The 25046-nt window shown below is 60.1% G+C and carries 23 protein-coding genes and 1 tRNA gene; 17 read left to right on the forward strand and 7 right to left on the reverse strand.

Annotated features, from left to right (window positions below):
* The first annotated feature begins 94 nt into the window (after positions 1–94).
* The 8 genes from ACYBHZ_RS06905 to ACYBHZ_RS06940 all read left to right on the forward strand — a co-directional run bounded on the left by ACYBHZ_RS06905 (position 95) and on the right by ACYBHZ_RS06940 (position 10674).
* Positions 95–1477 (forward strand): response regulator, encoded by a 1383-nt coding sequence (locus ACYBHZ_RS06905; RefSeq protein WP_460273523.1) that lies wholly within the window; start codon positions 95–97, stop codon positions 1475–1477.
* Between the two features lie 253 nt (positions 1478–1730).
* Positions 1731–3896 (forward strand): sensor histidine kinase NtrY-like, encoded by a 2166-nt coding sequence (locus ACYBHZ_RS06910; RefSeq protein ID WP_460273890.1) that lies wholly within the window; start codon positions 1731–1733, stop codon positions 3894–3896.
* A gap of 21 nt (positions 3897–3917) precedes the next feature.
* Positions 3918–5321, forward strand: coding sequence for a nitrogen assimilation response regulator NtrX (ntrX, locus tag ACYBHZ_RS06915; RefSeq protein WP_460273524.1), 1404 nt, complete (start codon positions 3918–3920; stop codon positions 5319–5321).
* A gap of 143 nt (positions 5322–5464) precedes the next feature.
* Positions 5465–6841: a Trk system potassium transporter TrkA gene (gene trkA / locus ACYBHZ_RS06920; protein ID WP_460273525.1), complete on the forward strand. Its 1377-nt coding sequence runs from the start codon at positions 5465–5467 to the stop codon at positions 6839–6841.
* Positions 6842–6858: 17 nt separating this feature from the next.
* The gene (locus ACYBHZ_RS06925; RefSeq protein WP_460273526.1) at positions 6859–8388 is read left to right on the forward strand and encodes a TrkH family potassium uptake protein; all 1530 of its coding nucleotides are present in this window, start codon (positions 6859–6861) and stop codon (positions 8386–8388) included.
* A 253-nt stretch (positions 8389–8641) separates the two neighbouring features.
* On the forward strand, positions 8642–8878 hold the full coding sequence (hfq, locus tag ACYBHZ_RS06930; protein WP_066603845.1) for an RNA chaperone Hfq: 237 nt from the start codon (positions 8642–8644) through the stop codon (positions 8876–8878).
* A 91-nt stretch (positions 8879–8969) separates the two neighbouring features.
* Positions 8970–10265: a GTPase HflX gene (hflX, locus tag ACYBHZ_RS06935; protein ID WP_460273527.1), complete on the forward strand. Its 1296-nt coding sequence runs from the start codon at positions 8970–8972 to the stop codon at positions 10263–10265.
* A 1-nt stretch (position 10266) separates the two neighbouring features.
* Positions 10267–10674 (forward strand): hypothetical protein, encoded by a 408-nt coding sequence (locus ACYBHZ_RS06940; protein ID WP_460273528.1) that lies wholly within the window; start codon positions 10267–10269, stop codon positions 10672–10674.
* Positions 10675–10678: 4 nt separating this feature from the next.
* On the opposite strand, the gene ACYBHZ_RS06945 is transcribed toward ACYBHZ_RS06940, so the two are convergent.
* From ACYBHZ_RS06945 to ACYBHZ_RS06955, 3 genes are read right to left on the reverse strand one after another with little or no spacing between them, the layout of a single operon-like run.
* The gene (locus ACYBHZ_RS06945; protein WP_460273529.1) at positions 10679–11236 is read right to left on the reverse strand and encodes a sugar O-acetyltransferase; all 558 of its coding nucleotides are present in this window, start codon (positions 11234–11236) and stop codon (positions 10679–10681) included.
* A gap of 60 nt (positions 11237–11296) precedes the next feature.
* Positions 11297–11911, reverse strand: a complete 615-nt coding sequence (locus ACYBHZ_RS06950; protein WP_460273530.1) for a hypothetical protein — start codon at positions 11909–11911, stop codon at positions 11297–11299.
* A 13-nt stretch (positions 11912–11924) separates the two neighbouring features.
* Positions 11925–14384 carry a penicillin acylase family protein gene (locus ACYBHZ_RS06955; protein WP_460273531.1) on the reverse strand — a complete coding sequence of 820 codons (2460 nt, stop codon included), beginning with the start codon at positions 14382–14384 and terminating at the stop codon, positions 11925–11927.
* A 104-nt stretch (positions 14385–14488) separates the two neighbouring features.
* Between ACYBHZ_RS06955 and ACYBHZ_RS06960 the strand changes: the two genes are divergently transcribed.
* The 4 genes from ACYBHZ_RS06960 (at position 14489) to ACYBHZ_RS06975 (ending at position 17872) form a co-directional block, all read left to right on the forward strand.
* The gene (locus tag ACYBHZ_RS06960) at positions 14489–15373 is read left to right on the forward strand and encodes an NAD(P)-dependent oxidoreductase (RefSeq protein ID WP_460273532.1); all 885 of its coding nucleotides are present in this window, start codon (positions 14489–14491) and stop codon (positions 15371–15373) included.
* A 140-nt stretch (positions 15374–15513) separates the two neighbouring features.
* Positions 15514–16218, forward strand: coding sequence for an RlmE family RNA methyltransferase (locus ACYBHZ_RS06965; RefSeq protein WP_460273533.1), 705 nt, complete (start codon positions 15514–15516; stop codon positions 16216–16218).
* Positions 16218–17282: a hypothetical protein gene (locus ACYBHZ_RS06970; RefSeq protein ID WP_460273534.1), complete on the forward strand. Its 1065-nt coding sequence runs from the start codon at positions 16218–16220 to the stop codon at positions 17280–17282. Before ACYBHZ_RS06965 ends, ACYBHZ_RS06970 begins: the two co-directional genes overlap by 1 nt.
* A gap of 95 nt (positions 17283–17377) precedes the next feature.
* Positions 17378–17872 (forward strand): RrF2 family transcriptional regulator, encoded by a 495-nt coding sequence (locus ACYBHZ_RS06975; RefSeq protein WP_460273535.1) that lies wholly within the window; start codon positions 17378–17380, stop codon positions 17870–17872.
* Between the two features lie 28 nt (positions 17873–17900).
* Here ACYBHZ_RS06975 and ACYBHZ_RS06980 read toward each other — a convergent pair whose 3' ends face one another.
* Positions 17901–19124, reverse strand: coding sequence for an MFS transporter (locus ACYBHZ_RS06980; protein WP_460273536.1), 1224 nt, complete (start codon positions 19122–19124; stop codon positions 17901–17903).
* Positions 19125–19274: 150 nt separating this feature from the next.
* Between ACYBHZ_RS06980 and ACYBHZ_RS06985 the strand changes: the two genes are divergently transcribed.
* The gene (locus ACYBHZ_RS06985) at positions 19275–19481 is read left to right on the forward strand and encodes a hypothetical protein (protein WP_460273537.1); all 207 of its coding nucleotides are present in this window, start codon (positions 19275–19277) and stop codon (positions 19479–19481) included.
* A 30-nt stretch (positions 19482–19511) separates the two neighbouring features.
* Here ACYBHZ_RS06985 and ACYBHZ_RS06990 read toward each other — a convergent pair whose 3' ends face one another.
* From ACYBHZ_RS06990 to ACYBHZ_RS07000, 3 genes are all read right to left on the reverse strand, one after another.
* The gene (locus ACYBHZ_RS06990; RefSeq protein WP_460273538.1) at positions 19512–20702 is read right to left on the reverse strand and encodes a hypothetical protein; all 1191 of its coding nucleotides are present in this window, start codon (positions 20700–20702) and stop codon (positions 19512–19514) included.
* Positions 20699–21487, reverse strand: coding sequence for a hypothetical protein (locus ACYBHZ_RS06995; protein ID WP_460273539.1), 789 nt, complete (start codon positions 21485–21487; stop codon positions 20699–20701). Before ACYBHZ_RS06995 ends, ACYBHZ_RS06990 begins: the two co-directional genes overlap by 4 nt.
* A gap of 311 nt (positions 21488–21798) precedes the next feature.
* A tRNA-Ser gene (locus ACYBHZ_RS07000) sits at positions 21799–21888 on the reverse strand.
* Between the two features lie 196 nt (positions 21889–22084).
* Here ACYBHZ_RS07000 and ACYBHZ_RS07005 point away from each other — a divergent pair.
* The 4 genes from ACYBHZ_RS07005 to ACYBHZ_RS07020 all read left to right on the forward strand — a co-directional run bounded on the left by ACYBHZ_RS07005 (position 22085) and on the right by ACYBHZ_RS07020 (position 25023).
* Complete coding sequence (locus ACYBHZ_RS07005; protein ID WP_460273540.1) at positions 22085–22972, forward strand: DUF2059 domain-containing protein; 888 nt, start codon at positions 22085–22087, stop codon at positions 22970–22972.
* Positions 22973–23232: 260 nt separating this feature from the next.
* A complete protein-coding gene (locus tag ACYBHZ_RS07010) occupies positions 23233–23856 on the forward strand; it encodes a 50S ribosomal protein L21 (RefSeq protein WP_460273541.1) in 624 nt (207 codons plus the stop codon).
* 22 nt (positions 23857–23878) lie between these two features.
* Positions 23879–24148 carry a 50S ribosomal protein L27 gene (gene rpmA / locus ACYBHZ_RS07015; protein ID WP_460273542.1) on the forward strand — a complete coding sequence of 90 codons (270 nt, stop codon included), beginning with the start codon at positions 23879–23881 and terminating at the stop codon, positions 24146–24148.
* Positions 24149–24468: 320 nt separating this feature from the next.
* Entirely contained in the window at positions 24469–25023 is a 555-nt protein-coding gene (locus ACYBHZ_RS07020; protein ID WP_460273543.1) for a GNAT family N-acetyltransferase, read from the forward strand.
* Positions 25024–25046: the final 23 nt, after the last annotated feature.

Here is a 25046-nt window from a genome sequence, read left to right on the forward strand (position 1 = left end):
GATGACAGGTCATAAAGTTGCAAAAAGCCCCACCCAAAAAGGGGCAGCGCGCGGACCGTTTGGTTCGATGCGCCACTGACAAGGAGAGAATACTATGGATGGCACGATCCTCGTCGCCGATGACGACCGCACGATCCGCACGGTTCTGACCCAAGCGCTGACGCGCGCGGGCTGCAAGGTCCATGCAACCTCGTCTCTGGTGACGCTGATGCGTTGGGTCGAAGAGGGCAAAGGCGATCTGGTGATCTCCGACGTGATGATGCCCGATGGCAACGGGCTTGAGAGCCTGCCGCGCATCGCTGAGCTGCGCCCCGGTCTTCCGGTGATCGTGATCTCCGCGCAGAACACCATCATGACGGCCATTCAGGCCGCCGAAGCCGAAGCCTTCGACTATCTGCCGAAGCCTTTTGATCTTCCCGATCTGATGAAGCGCGCCTCCAAAGCGCTCGACGTGAAGCGCCGCGCCAACCCGGCGCCGTCGAACGCGAAAGCGCCGTCTGAGATTGGTGGGCCGCAGGAAGATTTGCCGCTCGTGGGCCGCACGCCCGCGATGCAGACGCTCTATCGCCTTGTTGCGCGCGTGATGAACACCGATCTGCCGGTGCTGATCACCGGCGAGTCCGGTACGGGCAAATCCCTGATCGCGCGCGCGATCCACGATTTCTCCGACCGTCGCAACCTGCCGTTCGTGGTGGTGTCCGCGTCTGACCTTGCGACGATGGAAGGGCCCGCTGCGGTGATTTCCAAGGCGAAGAACGGGTCCATCCTGTTTGATGAGGTCGGCGATCTCGATGAGGAAGCTCAGGCCCGCATTGTGCGGATGCTCGACAGTTTCACCGACAATGCGCCGCGCATCATGGCGACCTCGCAGGCCAATCTCTCGGCCAAAATGGAAAACGGCGCGTTCCGTCAGGATCTGTTCTACCGTCTCGGCGGTGTGACGATTTCCGTGCCGTCTCTGCGCGAACGTGTGGACGATATCCCGCTGCTGGCGGAGTTCTTCCTGACCAAAGCCGAGCGCGACGGCCTGAGCCCGCGCCGCTTTACCTCCGAAGCCATGGATCTGGTGCGCAGCTACAGCTGGCCGGGCAACGTGCGTCAGCTGGAAAACACCATTCGCCGCCTGATCGTGACCTCCCCGGAAGAGGAAATCACCCGCGTCGAGGTGGAAACAGTGCTTGGCAATCAGCCCGCCATGGAGCCGCTTCAGGGCGGTGGCGAAGGCGAGAAGCTGTCGAGTTCTGTTGCAAAACATCTGCGCCGCTATTTCGACCTGCACGGTGGGGTTTTGCCGCCTCCGGGCCTGTATCAGCGGATTTTGAAAGAAGTCGAAGGACCGTTGATCGAAATCGCGCTCGATGCTGTGGGTGGAAATCAGGCCAAATGTGCTGATCTTCTTGGCATCAACCGCAATACCTTGCGGAAAAAGATCAACGACCTCGATATTCAGGTGACACGCCGCCGTAAGCTGATGTAAAAAGGCCACAGCCGTGCTGATTTGGGCGCAGTGACCGGAATATCACGGGGCTGCGCTCTCTCTGCCACGGTGCTTTGTGTGCAAGTTTCCCCAAAAAACAAGGGCGCGCAGAGCTGGGTTGAGCAGTTCGGGGTTCCAGACGGTGGCGCAAAAGCCTGTGGTACAAAGAATCGGTCGGCAGAGCTGGAACAGGCTTGTGCGACTGCGGCGGCAACGTCGGTTGCAGAATGCGGCCACCATCGCGGTCTTTGTCATGGGGCCGCTGTTGGCGGTGCTTACATTCCTCGTTCTCGGTCCTCTTGATCACGGCCCGGCCTCGACAGTTCTGCGGGGCGTTCTGCTCGCCGATGTGGTCTATGTCATCGTTGTTGCGGGGCTTGTGGCGCAAAGGATTGCAAGCGTTGTCGCGGCACGGCGCGCGCATTCAGAAGGGTCTCGTCTTCACCTCAGACTGTCTGGCGCTTTCGTCCTTCTGGCTCTGATCCCGACGGTTATGGTTGCGGTCTTTGCCGTGGTCACGGTGAATTTCGGCCTTGAGGGCTGGTTCTCCGACCGGGTGCGCAACGTGGTCGGCTCCTCTTTGGAGGCGGCGAAGGCCTATGAAACCGAACACCGTGACGGTCTTGCCGAAGACACGCGCGCTCTGGCGAATTTCATCATCGACAAGCGTCGCTCCGTGACCATCCTGCCGGACGGTGGTTTGCGACAGGTGCTCAATCAGGGGCAGGGGCTCATTCAGCGTGGCCTGCGCGAGGCCTATGTCATCGACCGCGCCGGAGAGATCAAAGCCCGCGGGGAACGGTCTTACCTGTTCGACTATGAGAAGCCGACGGAGAACCAACTGGCCCGCGCCGAAAGCGGGGAGTTGATGCTTATTGACGATTGGGATCACAACGAGAGCCGGGCGTTGCAGCGGCTTGCAGGATTTTCCGATCGCTATCTCTATGTGACCCGCGATGTGGACGGGAAAATCCTCAGCCTGCTGGATGAGACACAGGACAGTATCGCGCTTTACAACCAGCTTGAAAGCGAGCGCGGTCGGCTGTTGTTCGAGTTCGGCCTTTTGTACATCGGCTTCGCAATCATCCTCATTCTGGCCGCGACCTGGCTTGGCCTGTGGTTCGCTGAACGCCTCGCGCGCCCCATTGGGCGGCTGGCAGGTGCGGCGCAGCGGGTTGGGGAAGGCGATCTGAGTGCGCGGGTGCCGGAAGAAGATGGTCAAGACGAGATCGCGACCCTCGGACGTGTGTTCAACCAGATGACCGGGCAGGTGAAGGTGCAGCGCGACGAGTTGCTGGAGCGCAACGCCCAGATCGAACACCGCCGTCGCTTGTTCGACAGTGTTCTGTCCTCTGTGACGGCCGGTGTGGTCGGCCTTGATGCGGATGGGCGCGTGACGCTTTTGAACCGCTCGGCGCAGGCGCTTTTGAACCTCGGGGAGAAGGATGTCACCGGGGAGGCACTTGCGGTTGTGGTGCCGGAATTCGGGCCGCTCTTTGATGTGTTGCGGAGCAATAAGCGCGAGCTGGCGCAGGAAGAATTGCGGCTGATCCGCTCCGGCGCGCAGGAGAGCCTTTTGGTGCGTATCGCCACGCGTCGCGATGTCGAGGGGGCGCTTGAGGGCTATGTTGTGGCCTTTGACGATGTGACCGATCTCGTGAGTGCGCAGCGTCTGGCCGCATGGGGTGATGTGGCGCGCCGCATCGCACATGAGATCAAGAACCCGCTGACGCCGATCCAACTCTCCGCCGAGCGCATTCTGCGCAAGTTTGGCCGTGGGCTGGATGAGGACGGGCGGGCCGATCTGGAGCAATACACCTCCGTGATCGTGCGCCAGACCGGAGATTTGCGCCGGATCGTCGATGAGTTCTCGAAATTCGCCCGCATGCCAAGTCCGGAACGGCGGGAGCATGATCTGGTCGAACTGGTGAAAGGCGCGGTGCTGTTGCAGCAGAACGCCCAGCCGGATGTGAAGATCGCAGCAGAAATTGAACCCGCCACGGCAATGGCCGAGGTGGACGCGACAATGATCGGTCAAGCGCTGACAAATCTGATCAAGAACGCCGGGGAAGCCCTTGAAAGCCTTGAGGAAGAAGGTGTTCCGGAAGGGCATTCTCCGCATATCCGTGTGGCGATGAGCTGCGAAGGCAAAGAGGCGGTGATCTGCATCACGGATAACGGGATCGGCCTGCCGGAAGATCGGTCGCGCCTGTTTGAGCCCTATGTCACGACGCGCGAGAAAGGCACCGGTCTTGGGCTGCCGATCGTGAAGAAAATCATTGAGGAACATGGCGGGACGCTGACGCTGACCGATGGTGTGCCTCTGGATGCCTCGGGCCGTGTGGGGGCCTGTGCGACCATTCGCCTTGCCGTTATGGGTGAGGTTAATCGTAATGAAAAACAAAAGCTTGCAGTGTAAAGATGAAGTCTGGAGTGAAAGATGTCTGATATTCTGATCGTCGATGATGAGCGCGATATTCGCGAATTGATCGGAGATATCCTTCAGGATGAGGGCTTCGAGACCCGGCTGGCCTCGAATTCCGACGAATGTCTCAAGGAGATCGAGGACGGCGTTCCTGCGTTGATGATCCTCGACATCTGGCTCAAGGACAGCGAGATGGATGGGATCGACATCCTGACGCATGTCAAACGCGAGCATCCTGAGGTTCCGATCATCATTATTTCGGGCCACGGCAATATCGAGATCGCGGTGGCGGCGATCAAACAGGGCGCGTACGATTTCATCGAGAAACCGTTCAATATTGACCAGCTGATGGTGGTGATCACCCGCGCGATGGAGACCTCCCGTCTGCGGCGCGAGAACGCCACGCTGAAACGGTCTGGAGCGGGCGATCTGGAGATGATCGGCGTCTCGACCGCCTTCAAACAGCTCAAGAGCAATCTGGAAAAGGTCACCAAATCCAACGGTCGCGTGATGCTCACCGGCGGGGCTGGCGTCGGCAAGGAAGTCGCGGCGCGGTTCATTCACGCCGGGTCCGAGCGCAGCGGCGCGCCCTTTGTCACCGTATCTTCGGCCTCAATCGAGCCGGACCGGATGGAAGAGGTGCTGTTCGGGCGGGAGACGCCGGAGCGGGGCATCGAGAAAGGGCTTCTCGAAGAGGCCAATGGCGGGGTGATCTATTTCGACGAGGTGGCGGACATGCCGCTTGGCACCCAGTCGAAAATCCTGCGCGTGCTGGTCGATCAGCGGTTCACCCGGGTTGGCGGCACCTCGAAAGTGTCTGTCGATCTGCGGGTGGTCTCCTCCACCTCGCGCGATCTTCTTGAAGAGATCGAGGCCGGGCGGTTCCGAGAGGAGCTGTATCACCGTCTGAATGTCGTGCCGATTGAAGTGCCCGCGCTTGAGAAGCGCCGCGAGGATATCCCGGAACTGGCGCGCTACTTTATTGAAAAGCTCAACCGGGAGCAGGGCCTGCCGCTCAGGGACCTGTCGGAAGATGCCTCCGCGATGTTGCAGACGATGGTCTGGCCGGGCAATGTGCGCCAGCTCAAGAACGTGATCGAACGGGTTCTGATCCTCGGTGACAGCACCGGCATGATTGAGGCAGAAGAACTGCCGTCCGAGGACGGAGTGCGTGAGGATGACGGTCGGGCAATGCTCTCTCCCGCCATCGCGACCCTGCCGCTCAGAGAGGCGCGTGAGGTGTTCGAGCGGGAATATCTGCTGACCCAGATCAACCGGTTCGGCGGCAATATTTCCCGCACAGCGACCTTTGTGGGCATGGAGCGCTCGGCGCTGCACCGCAAGCTCAAGTCTCTGGGCGTTGTCACAGGCACCAAACAGGGCGGGCGTGTGGCCTATGTGGCCGAGGAAACGGAATAAAACTCAGTCGTGACGTCACAGAGGGGCGTGTCGCGCGAAACTGCGTGCGGGCACGCTGCCGCGTTGACGCCCCCGTCGTTAAATGCGAAGCCTTTGGCAAAGCGAAAGCCTTTCGCGAAACGCTTTAGATCAGGGATGATGCAATGAAAGTCATCATTTGCGGCGCGGGCCAGGTCGGCTGGCAGATCGCCAAACAGCTCTCCGTCGAGAAAAACGACGTGACCGTCGTCGATAACAACCCCGCGCTGGTGCGCCGGGCGACCGACACTCTGGACGTTCAGGGGATCGAGGGCTTCGCCTCCTATCCCGACGTGTTGGACAAAGCGGGCGCGCGCGATGCCGACATGGTGATCGCGGCGACCCATTCCGACGAGGTCAACATGGTGACCTGTCAGGTGGCGCATTCCGTCTTTGCCGTGCCGCGCAAAATCGCGCGTCTGCGGGCGCAATCCTACCTGACCGCGATCTATTCCGATCTCTACCGCCGCGATCACCTGCCGATCGACGTGGTGATTTCGCCGGAAAAAGAAGTGGCGGAAGCCGCCCTGCGCCGTCTCGCGGCCCCGGCCGCCTTTGACACGCAGGCCTTCCTTGCCGGTCGCGTGCAGCTCATGGGGATTCTTCTCGAAGAAGAATGCCCGGTGCTCAACACTTCGCTTCGGGAGTTGACCGATCTCTTTTCGACCCTGCGCGCCACCGTGGTCGGGGTGCGCCGTGAAGGGCGTTTGTTTGCGCCCGAGCCGAAGGATCAGCTGTTCGCGCGCGACGAGATTTATGTCTTTACCCATTCCGACGATATCACCCGCACGCTGGAGATTTTCGGCAAGACCAATGCCAAGCAGGAACGCATCGTGATCCTCGGTGGTGGCAATGTCGGTCTCGGTGTGGCGCAGGCTTTGGAAGCGCGGACCGAGCGCATGCGCGCCAAGATCATCGAGAAGAACCGCAAGATCGCCGAGAAAGCCGCAGACGCGCTGGAACGCACCATCGTGCTCAATGGCGACGGTCTCGATCCCGAGCTTCTGGCCGAGGGTGGCATTTCGCGCGCCGACGCCGTGCTTTGCGTGACCGATGACGACAAGGTTAACATGCTCGCAGCGGTGCGGGCGAAACAGGGTGGGGCGAAGATGGCCATTGTTTTGGTCAACGATCCGACGCTTGTGCCGATCCTCAACGCGCTCGACATCGACGCCTATATCAACCCGCGCGCGACCACCGTGTCCTCGATCCTGCGCCACATCCGTCACGGGCGGGTGCGCAACGTCTATTCCGTCGGCGACAGCGAGGCGGAAGTGATCGAAGCGCAGGTTCTGTCCACCTCGCCGATCTCAGGCAAGCGGATTCGCGACATCGACTTCCCCGAAGGCGTTTTGGTCGGGGCGATTGCCAAGGGCGAGAAATACGTCAAGCCGATGGGGGAAACCCGGATCGACGAGGGCGATGTGATCACCATCTTCTCGCTGGCCGCCGACGTGCCGGAAGTTGAACGCCTGCTGCAAGTTTCGATCGACTATTTCTAATGAACCGCTTCTCGCGCATGCCATTTTTCGTCCAGCTGATGCTGGTGGCCGGTGTCGCGATGCTGGTCCCGGCGATCTATGGCGTTGTGCTGCGCGAATGGAACGATGTGCGGGCGTTCTTTTACGCCTGTGTGTTGTTCTCTTCGCTGGCCGTGTTCATCGCCATGGCGCGGTTTCGGCCTGAGGGCACGGAAGATCGCGAAACTCGGCGTGATCGGGACCGGGAAGGGCGCAATCAGCTTTTGACCCTTTTGGGGGTCTATACGCTTTTGCCGTTGATCCTTGCCGTGCCCTTCGCGGATGCGACGAAGGACACGACCTATTTCAACGCCTATTTCGAGATGGTTTCCGCGCTCACCACGACCGGGGCGACCCTGTTCGACGATCCGGCGCGGCTCACGAAACCGGTGCATCTCTGGACGGCTCTGGTCGGTTGGCTGGGGGGGCTCTTTGCGTGGATTACCGCGATTGCGGTGCTTGCGCCTTTGAACCTTGGCGGGTTCGAGGTGATTTCCTCACGTCAGGCCGGGCAAAGCGATGTGCGCGTCTCGCAGATCACCCGGATTGCGGCGGCCCCGGAACGCATTGCAAAATTCACCACGAAACTGTTCCCTATCTATCTCGGCCTCACGCTGGCGCTTTGGTTTGCGCTCTCGATGTTTGGATCTTCGCCCTATGTGGCGCTGTGCCATGCCATGTCCGTCATGGCGACCTCCGGTATTTCGCCGGTGGGCGGGCTGACGGGGGCAGGGTCCGGGTTCATGGGAGAATTGCTGGTCTTTGCCTTCCTGTTCCTCGCGCTCTCGCGCAAGACCTTCACGGCGGATCAGCCCCGCATCGATGCACCGCCGCTCTGGCGCGACCCAGAGATGAAAATCGCGCTGGCCCTGATCATCACCGTGCCGCTGTTCCTGTTCCTGCGTCATTGGGTGGCGGTGCTGGAAGTCTCGGGCGACTGGACTTTGGGGCGCGCTCTGTCCTCGCTCTGGGGCGGCACGTTCATGGTGTTGTCCTTCCTGTCCACTGCCGGGTTCGAATCCGCAGGCTGGGAAGAAGCGCGGCTTTGGTCCGGGCTACAGGCCCCCGGTGTCTTGCTTATGGGGCTGGCGATCTTTGGCGGCGGTGTGGCGACGACTGCGGGGGGCGTGAAGCTGATCCGGCTCTACGCGCTTGTGCGCCACGGCGAACGCGAGATCGAAAAGCTGATTTCTCCGCACTCTGTCGGCGGGGCCGGGGCCAATGCGCGTCGTATTCGCCGTGAGGGGGCCTATGTGGCTTGGGTCTATTTCATGGTCTTCGCCTTTACCATTGCTGCTGTGATGATGCTTTTGTCTCTGTTCGGGCTCTCGTTTGAGGCGGCCACGGTGTTCACCATTTCGGCGCTCACCACGACCGGGCCGCTGGTCGAGGTCGCGGGTGACACTTCTCTGAGCTATGCCACCCTAGGCGGCGCGGAGAAGATGATCCTTGCGGCGACGATGGTGCTGGGGCGGCTTGAGATGCTTGCGATCATTGCGCTGCTCAACCCCGAATTCTGGCGGCGCTGATCTGTTTTCTGGAAACTGTGTCTTTCTATGATGGTAAGCGCGCGACCGCTGTGAGCGCGTCTGGTGTCCACATGCGGCGGGCGTTAGCGCTGCCATCTACAAGATGTGACACAAATTTGCGCCGAGTCGAAAACATGTCCGGGAAAATCAGCGCCTTATCTTGACATTCGGGCCAAACTCCGGCGAACTCAGCCTCAAGTGCTGTCGCCCGAGGGACAGTTCGCATCAAAAGCGCAAGAAAAAGGCAAAGATCATGGCCGCCGACAAACAAAACCTTCAGGACGCTTTCCTCAATCACGTTCGCAAAACCAAAGTCCCCGTGACGATCTTTCTGATCAACGGTGTGAAACTTCAGGGTGTGATCACGTGGTTTGATAACTTCTGCGTTCTTCTGCGCCGCGATGGTCAATCGCAGCTCGTGTATAAACACGCGATCTCGACCATCATGCCGGCCCAGCCGATCAATCTCTACGATGGTGAAGAGGCCTGATCCCAGGCCCTTGCATTCCGTCTCACAAGGATTAAGTGACGCGCACCTGTCGTAAGGCGACGGGTGCTTTCTCACGTTAAAGGAGCGGCATTTGGCCGAACTGCATGATCTTGAGGTGAAGAAGACCCGTGCTTGGGTGCTTCATCCTGATATTACCTCCGACCGGAACCGACGCGACGCGGTCTCAGGGCTCGAAGAAGCCGTGGCGCTTGCGGATGCTTTGCCCGATCTCGAAGTCGTCGGGTCCGAAGTCGTCCGCCTGCCGAAAATCCAACCGGGGCATCTGTTTGGGTCCGGTAAAATCGAAGAGCTGAAACAGCGCCTGAAAGAGAATGAGGTCGAACTTGTTCTCGTCGACGGGCCGGTCACGCCGGTGCAGCAGCGCAACCTTGAGAAGGACTGGAAGGTCAAACTGCTCGACCGGACCGGCCTGATCCTCGAAATCTTTTCCGACCGTGCGCGGACCCGAGAGGGTGTTTTGCAGGTCGAAATGGCCGCGCTGACCTATCAGCGCACGCGCCTTGTCCGGGCCTGGACCCACCTTGAACGCCAGCGTGGCGGTCTCGGATTCGTCGGCGGCCCCGGCGAAACCCAGATCGAGGCTGACCGTCGTGCCATTGACGAACAACTGACGCGCCTGCGCCGTCAGCTTGAGAAGGTCGTGAAAACCCGCGAGTTGCACCGCGCCTCGCGCGCCAAGGTGCCGTTCCCGATTGTCGCTCTGGTCGGCTACACCAACGCCGGGAAATCCACCTTCTTCAACACGGTGACGGGCGCCGATGTGTTCGCCAAAGACATGCTCTTTGCAACGCTCGACCCGACCATGCGTCAGATGGTGATCGAAAACGCCCATGGCGGGGATCGGGAGATCATCCTCTCTGATACGGTGGGGTTCATTTCCAAACTGCCGACCCAGCTTGTCGCCGCATTCCGGGCGACGCTGGAAGAGGTGCTCGACGCTGATCTCATCTTGCATGTGCGTGACATCGCATCGGACGAGAGCGAAAACCAACGCGATGACGTTCTGAAAATCCTCCGCGATCTCGGGATCAAGGACGATGCGCCGATGTTCGAGGTCTGGAACAAGATTGACCTTCTGGACGAGGAGGCCCGCGCCGCCCGCCTGGAGCGCGCCGCGCATGAGGAGAATATCTTCGCGATTTCGGCTGTGAGTGGCGAAGGCGTGCCGGAGCTTCTCGCCGGGATTTCCGCATTTTTCGAAGAAGAGAAGATCGAACGCGATATGCTTTTGCCCTATGCTGATGGCCGCAAGCGCGCATGGCTTTTTGAGGAAGGGGTTGTTCTTTCGGAAGAGATGACGGAAGAGGGATACCAACTCAAGGTGTTGTGGACACCGCGGCAGGAAAAGCAATTCCGGGAGATGTGAGATGAGCGCTGAGGCGACCAAGACGACCAAGAAAGCCGCCCCTAATAAGGCCGCCCCCAAAAAGGGAGCTGCGAAACAGGCGGCACCGAAGCCCGCGCCGGGCAAGAAACCGCATCTTTTCATGATGCTGTTCGAAGCCACAGCTGGCGCGAAAACCGGGCTGCGCATGGGCGCGCGTCACGCGATCATGGTCTTCATGGTGGCCTCGGACAAAAAGCCTGCGATTGCCAAGGGGTTCAAAGGCCTTGAGGTGACTGGTTGGTCCGCCATTCAGCTCAAGAAAGCGGGCGACATCACCCAGCAGAAAGAGCCGTTCAAAGACCCGGCGCTGGATCGTGCCGCGCGTACGGCCGTGAAAAAAGGCGCGTCTTTCCTCGTCTATAAGAAAGAGATCAAAGGGCAGGCGTGACGCCTTACCCTTTTGATGTGAGAACCCGCGCCGGATTGCCCGCGACACGCGTGTCCGGCGCGACGTCTTTTGTGACGACCGCTCCCGCACCGACAATGGCGCGATCTCCGATGGTCACGCCCGGCAGAATGATCGCGCCGCCGCCGATCCAGACATCTTTGCCAATCGTGACCGGCAGCGCGCGTTCGATCAGTTGACCACGCAGCTCCGGATCGCGGTGGTGATCGGCGCAGTAAATTTGCGTCTTCGGCCCGATCATCGTGCGCGCCCCGATCTCGACACGACCACTGTCAAGTACCACGCAGCCGACATTGAGAAACGCCCCTTCGCCAAGATGCAGGTTCTCGCCATAGAGCAGGTGAAACTGCCCCTCGATCCGCGCGGTGTCGTGCGCGGAGCCTAAAAGCGCGCGCAGCTCAGGATGAATGTCACCGCGTTCGGATGGCAGGGCCATGTTGTGCCGATGCACCGCATCGAACACGCGGGTGCGGATCGCGTCGATCTCTGGGTCGAGGCTGTGATACCACTGGCCCGCGCGCATTTTGCCGAGCTCTGAGGTCATATTACCTTCTTTCTTACGGTTGCATCACAAGCGCATATTACTTTTAGCCTAATAAGTTACTCAAAGACCGAATAGAAATGTTAGGAGAGTTTCAAATAGAAAACCTAGAATGAAAATTGCGCCCGAATAGAACCAAAGAAACAATCTAGATTTGGAAACATCTCCCTTCTTTTGGAGGCGCCCCAATGTCCGTATCCAGAATATTCTCATACGCTGTAAAAGACTTGCCGATAAGTCCGGAGAGGAGACGAAGAGGTATGTTTCGAGGAGTTTCAGGTCGCGCTTCAGGCGCTTTTGCAATTCAAAACTTGAATATTGACCTGTTCTCAACAGGATGAGAGATTCTTGGACATCAGATACCGGGTTGCGAGCAGGATATAAGAGGCACCCGACAATACCAGTCGGATTCAAACTATATACTAATCTCGTGCCACACTCGACGTCAGGATCGCCCTCGAGGTTGAGATAGGCTAGTTTCCGTTTTTCGAAACTGGCTTGCAAATGGTTATCTTCACAGGTGAGGTGAAAACTATACGCCTGATCTAATTCAGAAAATGATGTTGATCGGCTTTTATGTGTTTCAATAACAGTCTCCGCAGAAGACAGAAAATACCTGAATTCTATCGCAGCGATCTCACGGCGTAACTCCTTCTTTCTAAAAATTTTAGACACCATAAAAATTTCCTTTTCATTCCTTCGGCACCAGATGGGTGATGCCGACGCCAGCGGCGCGCGCCAGTTCCGGGTCGAGGCTCATCGGGACATATTCACCGCGCCGCCAAAGCTCGCCCAGATCGTCATAGTGTCGGCTCAAAGGATGGCCGGATTGGCCTGTGGCGACGATAAACACGGAACTGTCCGGGTCGGCGAAATCGTAAACCCCACGATAGGCCGCACCGTGGACGTTGGTGAAGGGATCATCCGGATCGCCGGAGGTCACGCCGCGCATCAGGGTGTTGTCGCCGCCCGAGGTCGATTGCCGGATGTTCACCACCCATTTCAGGAAGGGCACATCGCCCAGAACCGGGTGATCGTGATGCGCCATATGCGCGTCGCCCCAGCGCAGGGATTCAAGGTTCGTCGAGTAATGTTCGCCAATCCACAGCAGAGCGTCATCAAGCGACTGGCGCGCGATATCGGTGCAGGTCTCAACCGGGGCGGACTGGATCACGTCGCACCAGGCGGAGGCGCCGTCGATGTTGCGGAAGACGCGTTCAATGAACAGCGGATCGACATGGGTGAACTCACGCGTCAGCGGACCAATTTCGTCGCGGATCAAGCGGTCCTGAAGTGCGCGCATCCAAGCGTAATAGATCAGAGGCTCGGGCAGATGCTCGCTCATCTCGCCGTTCCATTCCGCCAAGAGGCTCAGCGCTTTTTGACGCTGACGCTCGGGCGTGCCTTCGGGGGCGGCCTCGCCGGTGAACCAGAGATCGGCGCCAACGAGTGGCAGAAGCGTCCGCGCGGAGGGGGAGACGATGTCGTTCTGTATCTCGATGAAACTGTCGCGGGTGTGGACCTCGCGTGATTGCATCAGCCGCGTCCAGCGCTGCACCCGTTGCGTGTCGCCCCAGTGATAGGACAGGTGGTTGGGGAAGGGCGCATCGACCGTTTTGTTGTTGGTGTTGCCGACGATGCCAGTCTCGCCGCCGGTGAACAGCGGCAGATCGTCAAAGTCACGCCAGCCCTGCCAGCGGTTGGTCTCGATCCAGCCCGGCGATGGAATACGGCCTTGCGACTGGTGGCGCGCATCGCGTTTCGGCGCGCGCCCGATCACTTTCATCTCCACCTCTTCGGGATCGGCCAGCACGAGGTTCATGGCGGGCGCGGCGAAATCGCGGGCGGCTTTCATCGCATCGTCCATGTCGTGAGCATGGTTGAGCGCCACGAGCGCGGAGATCGAACGATCATCTGAGACCAGAGCCGTCCAAGCCGTCGAGACCACATGGCCCGGAGGCGTAATCGTGTCCACGTCAAAGGACGTCGCGGGCAGTACCGGGCCGTTTTCGGTCCATTGCAGGGTCAGGGTCTTGGGGGCGGCGTCTTTGATCTGCACGATGGAGGGACGCGTGCGCATGGGCTTGAACCCGTCGGGGGTCAGAACCTCGTCCGGGTTCTCGGGGTTGAGCTTTTCGATGTAGAGATCGGCGTCATCGAGATAAGCGGCGGTGATGCCCCAGCCGAAATCTTCGCTCCGGCCCGAGACGATGCCCGGAATGCCGGGCACCGAGGCACCGATCACGCCGCCGGTCGAAAGCTCAATCCGCGCCAGATACCACGCGCCGGGGGCAGAAAACCCGAGATGCGGATCGTTGGCCAAGAGCGTTTCGCCCGTGGCCGAGCGGCCCGGTGCCGCAGCCCAAGCGTTTGACGCGCCAGCAAGACCGGGTTTCGGGAAGGGCGCCATGGCATATTCGGTGCCGGAGGGTTTCTTGCCGGGGACGACTTCAGGGAAAAGCGCGGCGTAGGAGGGCAAAAGCGCCGTGCCGGTGCCGGGCGCGTCAGGCATCAGATCGCGCAGGCGTTCCTGCGGCAGCAAGAGCGAGGCCTGCGCGCGAAGAACTTCGTTCGGGATTTGGTCGGACATCTGGAAGGCGACCAGTTTCAGAATGGCGATGGAATCGGCGGGTCGCCAATAGGCAATCTCCGTCGGGAACAGGAAGAACTCCGGCGCACCGCGTCCCCGCGCGCCCTCGTTCACCTCGGCAATCCATGCGTTGACGCCGCGGGCATAGGATTCGAGCGCCGCCTTTGCCTGCGGGCTTTGAACCTGAACGGAGGCCTGCGCCGCTTCATAAAGGCCGAGCCGCCGTATCAGCTCGTCGGTTTTGAGGGTGCGTTCGCCGAACATTTCCGACAGTTTGCCCTGTGCCGTGCGGCGCAGTAGCTCCATCTGGAACAAGCGGTCCTGCGCATGGGCAAAGCCCAGCCCGTAATAGACGTCCTCGTCCGTCTTGCCGAAGATATGCGGCACGTTGGCGTTGTCGCGGGCGATCTCGACCGGCGCAGAAATCCCGGACACGTCGTAATCGGCGTCATAGTCGGGCAGCGACCGGGAGGCGAGCCAATAGGTGAGCCAAATGCCGATGATCGTCAAAAGAACGAGCGCGGAAACGAGTTTGAGAAGCAGCGAAAAGATGCGAGCCATGGGCAAGGCGGTCCTGTCGGATGTGCACGAATGGATGTTGACGCCGGGCCGGGAGCGGCTACCGTTCTGGCCGTTAAATCACATCAGGCGAAGAGGGAAAAGGCATGCTTCAAACAGGTGCGAAGGTCACGTTTTTGGGGTTGGGCGTCATGGGCCATCCGATGGCGGGTCATCTTGAGGCCAAGGGGCATGAGGTGACCGTGTTCAACCGGACGACGGCCAAGGCCGAAGGCTGGGCCGCCGCGCACAAAGGCGGTTTTGCACCGACCCCGCGCGAAGCTGCCGAAGGATCCGACTTCGTGATGGCCTGTGTCGGCAATGACGACGATCTGCGCTCTGTCTGCCTTGGCGCGGACGGGGCTTTCGCCGGGATGAAACCGGGTGCGATCTTTGTCGATCACACCACTGTGTCCGCCTCCGTGTCTCGCGAACTGGCGGCCGTGGCCGCGGAAAATGGCATCGGCTACGTCGATGCGCCCGTGTCCGGCGGTCAGGCCGGTGCGGAGAACGGTGTGCTTTCCGTCATGTGCGGCGGGGCCGAGGAAGATTTCGCCAAGGCCGAGCCGATCATGGCCGCCTATGGCCGCACGGTGAAACGTCTTGGCGGTGTCGGCATGGGCCAGACCGCGAAGATGTGTAACCAGATTTGTATCGCGGGCGTTGTTCAGGGCCTCTCTGAGGCGCTTCTGCTTGCCGAGAAATCCGGCCTCGATGGCGAAGCGCTTGTCGAGGTGATCGCGGGCGGGGCTGCTGGCAGCTGGCAGATGGTGAACCGCCACAAGACCATGATTGCGGGCGAGTATGAGCACGGCTTTGCCGTCGACTGGATGCGCAAGGATCTGGCGATCTGCCTCGGCGCGGGCGAAGAAACCGGCACGGCGCTGCCGCTCACGGCCTTGGTGGATCAGTTCTACAAGGACGTGCAGACCATGGGCGGCGGGCGTTGGGATACATCGAGCCTTCTGGCGCGGCTCAAAGCGTTTGAATGAGTATTTGAGGCAGCAAAGGAGACAGCAAAGGAGACGCCACGCGGTTTCCTTTGCTGCGAAAAATACTCCCGCCGGAGGGCCTTTCCCTGTGGCGCGAGGTTCTGTTATAAGGCCTTTCGATCAAAAGGACTCTGAGAGATATGGCTGACAAGAAATCCTCCGGGCGCGGCGCGCGCGATTTGCGGGTGAAGGTGAAGTCTGCGCGCGGGCGCAAGCTGTCTTCGACGCTTTGGCTGGAACGTCAGCTCAACGATCCTTACGTGAAACGCGCCAAGGCCGAGGGCTATCGCGGTCGGGCGGCTTTCAAGATTCTCGAGCTGGATGACAAGTATCGCTTTCTCGTGCCGGGCGCGCGGGTGGTCGATCTCGGCTGTGCGCCGGGGGGCTGGTGTCAGGTGGCCGTCAAACGCGTGAATGCGCTTGGCGAGAAGAGCGGCAAGAAAATCGGCACGGTTCTGGGCGTCGATTTGCAGGAGGTGGAGCCGATTGCCGGGGCGGAGACGCACCAGCTCGATTTCATGTCCGATGATGCTGATGCGAAAGTGAAAGAATGGCTTGGCGGCGAGGCTGATGTGGTCATGTCCGACATGGCAGCGGCTTCCTCCGGGCATAAACAAACTGACCACTTGCGGATCATCGCGCTCTGCGAAGCGGCGGCCTATCTCGCCTTCGACGTTCTGACGCCGGGCGGCACCTTTGTCGCCAAGGTTCTGGCCGGCGGCGCAGAGGGCGATTTGCAGAAGCTCCTCAAGCAGAAATTCGAAAAGGTGGTGAACATGAAGCCGCCTGCATCACGCTCTGACAGTTCCGAGAAATTCGTCGTCGCCACGGGGTTCCGGGGCTGATGGATGACTGGCTGCGTCTTCGGGCGGGGCCGCTCGATCTGGCCTTCGATCCCGCAGTCGGCAATATCCGCCGCTTCGCGATCGACGGGCGCGAGATTTTCCACACGGCACATTGGGTTGGCACGCCCGCTTCGGAGCAGGCGGGCAGCGTGATCGATGCGCATCTGGCGGGGGATTTCCTCGCCGCACCTTTCGGCACATCTGATCTGGTCGCGGACCCGCCACATGGCTGGAGCGCGAATTCGCGCTGGCATTTGGTGGTGCGGGCCGAGGATGGGGATTGCGCAGTGATGAAATTCGCGCTGAACCGCGAGGTGATGGGTGCAGAGATCAGCAAAGAGCTGCGGTTTTGTGACGGGCATCCTGTGCTTTACCAGCGCCATGTGATCTCCGGCGGGCAGGGTGGGTTGACCTTCGCGCATCATCCGATGTTCCGGGTGTCGGGCGGCGATCACATCGCCTATTCGGCGAAACGTGCGGCGGTGACGACGGACCCGCTGGAACCGTCTCATCTGTTGGCCTGTCCGGGACGGAGCGAAGATCTGACGGCCTTCCCTGCGGCGCAGGGTGGGACAGTGGATCTCACGAAGTATCCGCGCGGATCGGGCCATGAGGATTTCGTGACGCTGATCGAGCGGGACACTCAGGGCCTTGGCTGGACTGCCGTATCGCGCGCGGCTGAGGGGGACATTGTTGTGGTGCTCAAAGACAGTGCGGTGATGCCCGTGACGATGCTTTGGATTTCCAACGGTGGGCGGGACTATGCACCTTGGGACGGGCGCCATGACGGGGTCTTAGGGATCGAGGACGGCTGTGCAGCGGGTGCCGAAGGGCATCGCGCTGCGCTTCGAGAGAATGCGGTGTCGAAAGAAGGCGTGGCGAGTTCAGTGCCTCTTTCCGCAGACGGGACTGTGACCTTGCGTCATGCCATTGTTGTCTTGCCGCAGCCCGACGGGTGGGCGGGCGTGGCAGGCGTCGCTGTGACGGCGGGGAAATTGACGGTCACCGGGCAAGACGGACGCTCCGTAACCTGCCCGTTCGACAGTTCGTATTTCGCAGTTTAAGATATATCTTTCTGACACAGATCAACGTCGCACCGGGGGATCGCTTTTACCCTGCCGTGGATTTGAAGCCTTTTGATAGCAAATAGGATAGCAAGATGCGGTTGACGATCCGAACCAATCTAGCCATGCGCGTTCTGATGGCCTGTGCCGTGAACGAAGGTCATATGATCCGCCGGGCCGGGATCGCCAAAGCGGCGAATGCCTCTGAAAACCATCTGGCACAGGTGGTGCATCTGCTTGCCGCAGGGGGCTATATCGACACGACGCGGGGTCGGGCCGGGGGCATTGTCTTGGCGCGGACGCCGGACAAGATTTCTCTTGGGGATGTCTTTCGCCATTTTGAGGCGGGCGTGCCTTTTGCGGAATGTTTTGCAGAGACCGGCAACACATGTCCGTTGCAAGGCGTATGCCGGTTGCGCGTGGCGCTCAAAGCTGCGCTGGAGGCGTTTTACGGCGTGCTTGATGACATGACCCTGCAGGATTTGGTCGAGGACAACGCCGGTTTGGAAGCGCTTTTGACCCTGCCCAATCCCGATATGTTGCTGCCGCAGGGCGGATGTGAGGCGCTGAGAGTGGCGAGCGACAGCTAAAGATCACTCTGAAAAATACAAAGGATGTTCAGGGGTGCTCTTTCCCGCCCTGCAAGTGCGGCTGGTCGGGTTCTTTGAGCAGAAGTACGAGCAGGGCCGCCGTGCCAAGGCAGATCGGAACCGAGGAGAGCGCCAAAGCGTGATCCCCACCCGAGAGGTCGAGAAGCCATCCGACCAAAGGCTGGAACACCAGCGCCGCACCGATCCCGATCATGTTGACGAAAGCGGTGACCGTCCCGACCGTGCTTTGATCCTGTCCTTCTTTGGCCATCGCGAAGGTCAGCATTTGCGCCCCGCAGAACAGCCCGCCCAGAAACAGCGCCAGAGACAGGAGCCAAACGGTCTGGATGCTTGTGAAAATGACAGCGGCCCAGGCGAGGGTGGCGGCAACGGCCCCGCCGAAGACGATCCATTTGCGGTGGCCCAGAGCGTCGGAAACCGCGCCCCACAGCACCGATCCTGCCGCCATGCCCCAAAACACCATCGACACGGCGGTCTCGGCAGACACAGAGGTCAGGGCGTGATCGGCGGTCAGCTCCTCATTGCCCCAAAGCCCGCCATAGACGTTGATTGGCATATAGACCAGCGCGCCGACGATGGACAAAAGCCAGACCTGCGGGCTTTTGACGATCTGGCGCAGCGGGCCAAGCGGGTTGGCGTGGGTTTCTGTGTCCCCGGAAGACGGCGCATCGCGGTAGAACAGGAGCGCGAGAACGAAAAGTGCGCCGCCGAACAGACCGATGCCGATAAAGCTCGACCGCCAGCCTGCCGTTTCGGTCAGCGCGGTGAGCCAGACAACGCCAATCGCCGTGCCAAGCATGCCGACCGCGTTCACGATGCCCGACAAAAGTGCGAAGCGTTTCGGCGCGAACCAGTGGTTCACGACATAGAGCGCACCGACAAAGGCGAATGACGCACCAAATCCGGTCATCAGCCGCCCGGCGCCAGCGATAAAGGCATTCGGCGCCGTGCCAACAAGCGCGATGCCCCCCGCGCAAAGCGCAATGGCGGGCACGACGAACCGCCGCGCGCCCCAACGGTCGAGGAGCAGGCCGACGACGATCTGCATCGGCGCGTAGACCCAGAAGAACAGGGACGAAAATACCCCGAGCTGGGCTTTCGTGAGGCCGAGATCCGCCGTGATGGCCTCCGTCGCTGTGGAGGGCGAAATCCGGGCGACGAATTCGAACAGGAAAAACACCGTGCCGAGGATGAGCGCGAGCGCGGCGTGACGGGTCTGAGCTTTGGACATCGGGCCTCCGGGATGAGCGTGCCCCTACATTCGCGATTTGAGCGGGACAGGCAAGGCCATGAAAGGTAAACTCTTTATGCGCCCCGATTGCCTCTTTTCTCATCGCCGCAGACAGGTCGTGAAAGGGGCAAGCAAAGAGGGGAGAGGCTCATGAAACTGGTGCGTTTTAGCGAGACTGGTGCGGAAAATCCGGGACTGATCGACGGCAAGGGACGGCTGCGCGATCTGTCGGACCACATTCAGGATGTGGCGGGGGATCAGTTGACCCCGCCGCGCTATCTGCGCGCGGGGGATGTGGTGGAAGTTGGGGGCGAAGGGCTTGGAACCCAGTGGCAGGTTTGTGTCGCGGATGGGTGATGTGATCCCGATGCGCGATGACGCCTTGGCTCAGCTGTCGATCAACGACTGAAGCAGGCGGCTCCGCGTCTCTGCCTCTGCGCGGGTGTCGGCGAGGACGAAGCCCGTGCAATGGCTGATCCCCTCTGCCGCAGGGAGGAGGCTTCCGTCAATCAGGCGCGTCGGAACGAACCAACCGTCCTCAACGGGGCCTTTGACGCGATCAATCAGAGCCGTCACGGATGAATTTGTTTTGCCGCCGAAAGATTGGCTGAGCTTCAGCCCGCTGCGCGCGGTGGCCGCTGGATGTAGCAGGACTTGCGGCGTCGAGGAGTTGAACCGGAAATTCGGATCGAACACGATGAAGCGCCCCTCGGGCGTTTGTCCGATATCGAGCCCGCAGACGCCGAGGAAACCGCGCTTTCGAGCGGCCTCTGCAACGGTGAGCGCGAGCGCGTGGCCCTCCGTCGGAAATAGGTGATCCGGGTCGATCACGCTCCCGAGTTGGCGTGCAGGGGCGGAGAAGGTCTGTTCCGCAGCGCCGAGGACGTGCACACCGTCCGCCATGACCGCGAGATTGACGCACCAGCAGCGGAGCACGGGCATCGCGGCCTCGGAGATCACGGTGTCGATGCTTTTGTCGGCGAACTCAGCCTGTGCCTTGGCGACCTGCTCGGCAGTCTCGCAATATTGCACCGCATAGCCCCAGCCTGTCGCCTCCGTCCCTCCGGCCTTGATGTAGGCAGGCAGTTCAACCCCGTGTGCGAGCGCCTCTGTGGCGTACTGACGCCGTGGGGCGAGGGCATCAGACGGAACAAGATCGGGCAGGGTGGTCTTGCTGTTGAGGCTGGCCCAAAGCGCAGGGGGGACCAGATGCGCGGCGTCCGTGAACCGCCCGGCGCGCAAGGGATAGGGCCAGAACAGCTTTTTGCCCTCTGATACCAATCTGTCGGCAATCGTCTCGGCCTCTGCACCGTTTTCATAGCGGTGCATGTCCTCAGTGATCGACAGCCCGGCCTCGGTGAGGAAGCGCAGGATTTCATCCGTGGTGCCGCAGATGTGGCGCACCGTTGCGCGATTCCCCAATAGCCCGAGGAGGAATGTTGTCACAGCATCCAGATTGAAGGGCGTATATCCCAGCATTCGGGTCTGTTCCAAATCTGTGCGCGCCATAAAGGCGGCATTGTCCGGGCAGAGGGTCGTGTCGGGTACAGACAGGGAAAGCGGGGCCAAAGCGATCATGGCAGAAACTGCTGCACCGCCTGAGCGAGCCGCAAAATACGTTCGGATCTGCGGTCGCCCGCGAAGCTTGGGGTCTTGTTGGCGTCCAGCAACACGGCGCGCCCGTCGTGCATGACATAATCGAACTTGCCAAAGTCGAAGTTCATTTCCTTGCGCAGACGTTCGAGTTCCGGCGGCACCTCGTCGAGATATTCGTACCGCACCATGGTGCGTACCTTGACCAGCGGATCGGTCGCGATCAACCGATAGCCGTAGCTGGCGGAGCCGAAGAACAGCCAACCGCGCAGGCAATAATGCTCCCCCTCGCGTTCCGGCATGAACCGTTCGACGAGCAAATCTTCCTGGTCCCAGACCCAATTCGGCACTTTGTGGATGCCGTCGAGCACGGGGTAAGTTTTCTTCGGCAGGCTGCGCGCCAGATCCCAGTTGAGCCGTGCCAGACTGCGCTGCGCCTTCTTGCGCCATTGCGTAAGTTTCGGCAGGTGACGCTGTTCCGGGCCGCCGAAATGATTGAGGTTTGATTTGACGATGACGGGACCGTCCCAATCGTCACCGGGTTTCAGGCATAGAGAAGAATAGCGGCGCTTGGAAATGTCGAGCACTTCTCCGTTCAACACCGGGACCGCATTTGGGGCCTTTGGCAAGCTTTCGTGGGGCAAGCGTGTGAGGTCGTGATGAAGAATGCAAAGATCGGCATCCTCTGTGAACTCAGAGCCGACATTTACGGTCAGGCCCATCTCTCGCCAGATTTCCGCGAAACAGCTCAGGACGTATTTGTCTGGCATCGCGCCGCCCAAGTGGGACAGGCTGATGACAGGGGTAGAACCGCGCTTTGTGGGCGTTTGGATCTGAGAAGCCAAATGTAAGCCCCCCCGGGCAAGACGATCGCGGAATATGCGCTGGCTCTATATTGTTAAGCAACACTAAGATGCATAACGAAATGACCGCTGTCTGTACAGGGTTGGGTGCTTTGGGGTTTGCATTTGGCTTCCTGTCATTCTTGGATCGAAGAATGAAACGAAATCAGGCCCGAGCATACCGAACTTTTTACGGGACATTAGACAGCAAGTGCTGTCTATCGTACGGGGGCGATAAATGGCGGAGAGACAGGGATTCGAACCCTGGGTCCCCGTAAAGGGACAACGGTTTTCGAGACCGCCCCGTTCGACCACTCCGGCACCTCTCCGCGGGGGTCTGGTGGCGGGTGATTTATCCGCGCCGCGCGGCGGGCGCAACCCCTTTTCGTGACATTCTTTTAAGCAATTCACTTGACCAGACGTCGCGAAATTTCGCCGGTGAGTAACATTTTCCCGTCGCGGCTTGTCCCGGAGGCAACTCTTTGTTTAGCTGATTTGGCAAGATCAAGCCGGGAAAGGGTCGCTATGACTGATATGTCTGTCACCAAATTCTCCGAGACGAACCTGTTCGGGCGGGCCGTGTTTCGGACGCTGGCCGCGTTCTCACTCGCGCTCACGGTTCCCTTTGCTGCCTCGGCAGAGGTCGATGAGGCAGAGCTTGATCAGCTGATGGATGCCATGCTGTTTGACGAGGTGGTCTCTGTTCTGTCTCAGGAAGGGCAGGGCATGGCCGAGGATTTCGCGGATGCGGGCTATGGGGTGCCGAAGCCTGCGTGGTCCGGCATGTTGACCCGGCTTTACGACCCGGATGTCATGACGCAGGCCTTCCATGACGAAATGGCAGCATCGCTCGATGGCTGTGATCTCAAGGCGATGGTGGCGTTTTTCTCCACCGATCTCGGCGAACGGATCGCCCGGTTGGAGCTTGATACGCGGCGCGCCATGTCCGATGACGCGGCGCAGGCTGCGGCGGGGCAGGCTTGGGCTGAGCTGGATCCGGACACGAAGCGCGCGCAGCTGATTGAGGATTACGTGCAGGTCAACGATCTCGTTGAGATGAACGTGGTCGGCGCGATGAACAGTGATATCGCCTATTATCAGGGCCTCTGGAACGAAGGTTTCGAGATGGAGGACGGGCTGACGGATCGCGATCTTCTCAACCAGATTTGGGCCAGCGAACCGGACGTGCGGGCTGATGTCTCTGAATGGGTCTACGGGTTCTCGACATTGGCGTATGAAACCCTGTCGGATGAAGAGTTCAAAGCCTATGTCGATTTCGCGCGGACCAAAGCGGGGCAGGAGCTCAATTCTGCGCTTTTCGCCTCTTTCGATGCGGTGTATGAGCAATTGTCGCGCGGTCTCGGGGCCGGGACGGCCACGCTGATGCAGCAATATGAAGGCGAGCAGCTCTGAACAGCTGAGCTTTCCTTTGTCAGGCCACACTGCGGACTTGACTTTTTACCAATGATTCCCGATATACCGCGCACCCGGCGGTCCATTGGGCTTGACCGGGTGATGTCTTATTGTCGGAACCCTTTCCGCCAGCGGGCATCTTTCATGACAATCTCGTCCCCTCCGAGGGGCGCGCCGTTCGAGGCAACCAACATCGGAACGCTTTGATATTCAAAGCAGACCGGGGCCACAGGACGCGGGTATATCGAAAGGAAGACTGCATGTTTGCGGTTCTGAAAACTGGCGGTAAGCAATACAAGGTGCAGGCGGGTGACGTTCTGCGCGTTGAGAAACTTGCTGCTGATGCTGGCGAAAAAGTCCAGTTCAACGAGATTCTGATGGTTGGCTCCACCATCGGCGCGCCCTTCGTGGCAGGCGCCGGCGTGCAAGCCGAAGTCATCGACCAGATCAAGGGTGAGAAACTCATCCACTACGTCAAACGTCGCCGTAAGCACTCTTCGCAGCGCAAAAAAGGCCACCGTCAGCAGCTCACCCTGCTGAAAATCACCGACATCCTCGAAGCGGGTGCCGATGCGACCGGTGTCAAAGCTGCTGTTGGTGCAGGTTCCGTTGCCGCTGCTCCGGCCGCCGCTCCGAAAGCTGCTCCGAAGAAAGCTGCCGCGAAAGCTGAGGCCCCGGCCGCTGCTGGCGCAGACGATCTGAAAAAACTGTCCGGCGTGGGTCCGGCTCTGGAGAAAAAGCTGCTCGCCGCTGGCGTCACCTCTTTCGCTCAGATCGCCGCATGGTCCGAAGCCGACATCGCAGAATTCGACGAGAAGCTGTCCTTCAAAGGCCGCATCGAGCGCGAAGGCTGGGTTGAACAGGCCAAAGAACTGGCCAAGTAAGACACGTTAAGGAGAGAACACCATGGCACACAAAAAAGCAGGCGGTTCGTCCCGTAACGGTCGCGACTCCGCAGGTCGCCGTCTCGGCGTCAAACTCTACGGCGGTCAGTCCGCTATCGCTGGCAACATCATCGTGCGTCAGCGCGGCACCAAGTTCTGGCCGGGCGAAGGCGTTGGCCTTGGTAAAGATCACACGATCTTTGCAACCACGGACGGCACTGTGACCTTCCGCAAGGGCCTGAAAAAACGCACCTTTATCGACGTGCTTCCGGTGGCGGAGGCCGCTGAGTAAGCCGACCTCGACAAGGTTAGAAAATCAGAGGGATCGGCGAAAGCCGGTCCCTTTTCACGTTTTTACGCTTCAGTTTTCGAGTGCCGTTTCGCTGCGAATGCAACGGAAAGCTTGAAAAGAAACATAAAATTTGGCCAAATGTGCCTTCGTGTCGCCGCAGCTGTTACATGTGGTTAACACGACTGTCGTATTGGACTGGCAATCTGCGCGCCTTGCGCAACGTCTTTTGCGACACGGCGGGCCGGTCCTGCATCGCATGCGATGCGTGACGGATCGTCTTCGGGAGGGGGCGAGAGACGGCACGGTTGGAGGAAAGAGAGATGAGAATGGATTTTGTAGACGACAGGCTGGAACATGGCACGCAAGCCGTGATCGAGACGGAGCGCTTTGTGCTGCGCCCGCCGCGCCGCTCTGATGCAGGCCTTCTCAACATGTATGTGAGCGATGTCCGCGTGGCGCGCAATTCGCGTTCCTTGCCGCATCCGATGCCGCCGGGCGCGACGGAAGCCTTTGTTTCCCGCTCGTTGAAGCCTGAGACCGAGGAAAAGGTCTGGATTCTCGATGGTTCCGCGCAAGGTCTGTCCGAGGTGCTTGGGGTGATTTCGCTCAAGCCGCTGGATCGCGATCAATGCGAAGTGGCGTTTTGGGTGGCACCGGCCTTCTGGGGCACCGGTTTGGCCCGCGCGGCGCTCAAAGCGATGGTGGAGGCCAACCCAATGGGTGCCAAGACCATGTTCGCGGAAATTTTCCAGGACAATCAGGCCTCTGCTCGCGTCGTGACCGCTGCCGGGTTCGAATATATCGGCGATGCGGAAACCTATTCCGTGGCGCGCGGTTCGCATGTTCCAACCTGGACCTATTTGCGCAAACTCTGACGGCCCCTGATCGGGGTCACCTC

It is taken from the genome of Celeribacter sp. ULVN23_4 (assembly GCF_054788345.1).

What these genes read in the sequence shown, in the direction of transcription:
- ACYBHZ_RS06905 (WP_460273523.1), top strand. Translation starts at nt 95, where the DNA reads ATGGATGGCACGATCCTCGTCGCCGATGACGACCGCACGATCCGCACG.
- ACYBHZ_RS06910 (WP_460273890.1), top strand. Translation starts at nt 1,731, where the DNA reads ATGGGGCCGCTGTTGGCGGTGCTTACATTCCTCGTTCTCGGTCCTCTT.
- ntrX (WP_460273524.1), top strand. Translation starts at nt 3,918, where the DNA reads ATGTCTGATATTCTGATCGTCGATGATGAGCGCGATATTCGCGAATTG.
- trkA (WP_460273525.1), top strand. Translation starts at nt 5,465, where the DNA reads ATGAAAGTCATCATTTGCGGCGCGGGCCAGGTCGGCTGGCAGATCGCC.
- ACYBHZ_RS06925 (WP_460273526.1), top strand. Translation starts at nt 6,859, where the DNA reads ATGCCATTTTTCGTCCAGCTGATGCTGGTGGCCGGTGTCGCGATGCTG.
- hfq (WP_066603845.1), top strand. Translation starts at nt 8,642, where the DNA reads ATGGCCGCCGACAAACAAAACCTTCAGGACGCTTTCCTCAATCACGTT.
- ACYBHZ_RS06940 (WP_460273528.1), top strand. Translation starts at nt 10,267, where the DNA reads ATGAGCGCTGAGGCGACCAAGACGACCAAGAAAGCCGCCCCTAATAAG.
- ACYBHZ_RS06945 (WP_460273529.1), bottom strand. Translation starts at nt 11,236, where the DNA reads ATGACCTCAGAGCTCGGCAAAATGCGCGCGGGCCAGTGGTATCACAGC.
- ACYBHZ_RS06950 (WP_460273530.1), bottom strand. Translation starts at nt 11,911, where the DNA reads ATGGTGTCTAAAATTTTTAGAAAGAAGGAGTTACGCCGTGAGATCGCT.
- ACYBHZ_RS06955 (WP_460273531.1), bottom strand. Translation starts at nt 14,384, where the DNA reads ATGGCTCGCATCTTTTCGCTGCTTCTCAAACTCGTTTCCGCGCTCGTT.
- ACYBHZ_RS06960 (WP_460273532.1), top strand. Translation starts at nt 14,489, where the DNA reads ATGCTTCAAACAGGTGCGAAGGTCACGTTTTTGGGGTTGGGCGTCATG.
- ACYBHZ_RS06965 (WP_460273533.1), top strand. Translation starts at nt 15,514, where the DNA reads ATGGCTGACAAGAAATCCTCCGGGCGCGGCGCGCGCGATTTGCGGGTG.
- ACYBHZ_RS06970 (WP_460273534.1), top strand. Translation starts at nt 16,218, where the DNA reads ATGGATGACTGGCTGCGTCTTCGGGCGGGGCCGCTCGATCTGGCCTTC.
- ACYBHZ_RS06975 (WP_460273535.1), top strand. Translation starts at nt 17,378, where the DNA reads ATGCGGTTGACGATCCGAACCAATCTAGCCATGCGCGTTCTGATGGCC.
- ACYBHZ_RS06980 (WP_460273536.1), bottom strand. Translation starts at nt 19,124, where the DNA reads ATGTCCAAAGCTCAGACCCGTCACGCCGCGCTCGCGCTCATCCTCGGC.
- ACYBHZ_RS06985 (WP_460273537.1), top strand. Translation starts at nt 19,275, where the DNA reads ATGAAACTGGTGCGTTTTAGCGAGACTGGTGCGGAAAATCCGGGACTG.
- ACYBHZ_RS06990 (WP_460273538.1), bottom strand. Translation starts at nt 20,702, where the DNA reads ATGATCGCTTTGGCCCCGCTTTCCCTGTCTGTACCCGACACGACCCTC.
- ACYBHZ_RS06995 (WP_460273539.1), bottom strand. Translation starts at nt 21,487, where the DNA reads ATGCCAGACAAATACGTCCTGAGCTGTTTCGCGGAAATCTGGCGAGAG.
- ACYBHZ_RS07005 (WP_460273540.1), top strand. Translation starts at nt 22,085, where the DNA reads ATGACTGATATGTCTGTCACCAAATTCTCCGAGACGAACCTGTTCGGG.
- ACYBHZ_RS07010 (WP_460273541.1), top strand. Translation starts at nt 23,233, where the DNA reads ATGTTTGCGGTTCTGAAAACTGGCGGTAAGCAATACAAGGTGCAGGCG.
- rpmA (WP_460273542.1), top strand. Translation starts at nt 23,879, where the DNA reads ATGGCACACAAAAAAGCAGGCGGTTCGTCCCGTAACGGTCGCGACTCC.
- ACYBHZ_RS07020 (WP_460273543.1), top strand. Translation starts at nt 24,469, where the DNA reads ATGAGAATGGATTTTGTAGACGACAGGCTGGAACATGGCACGCAAGCC.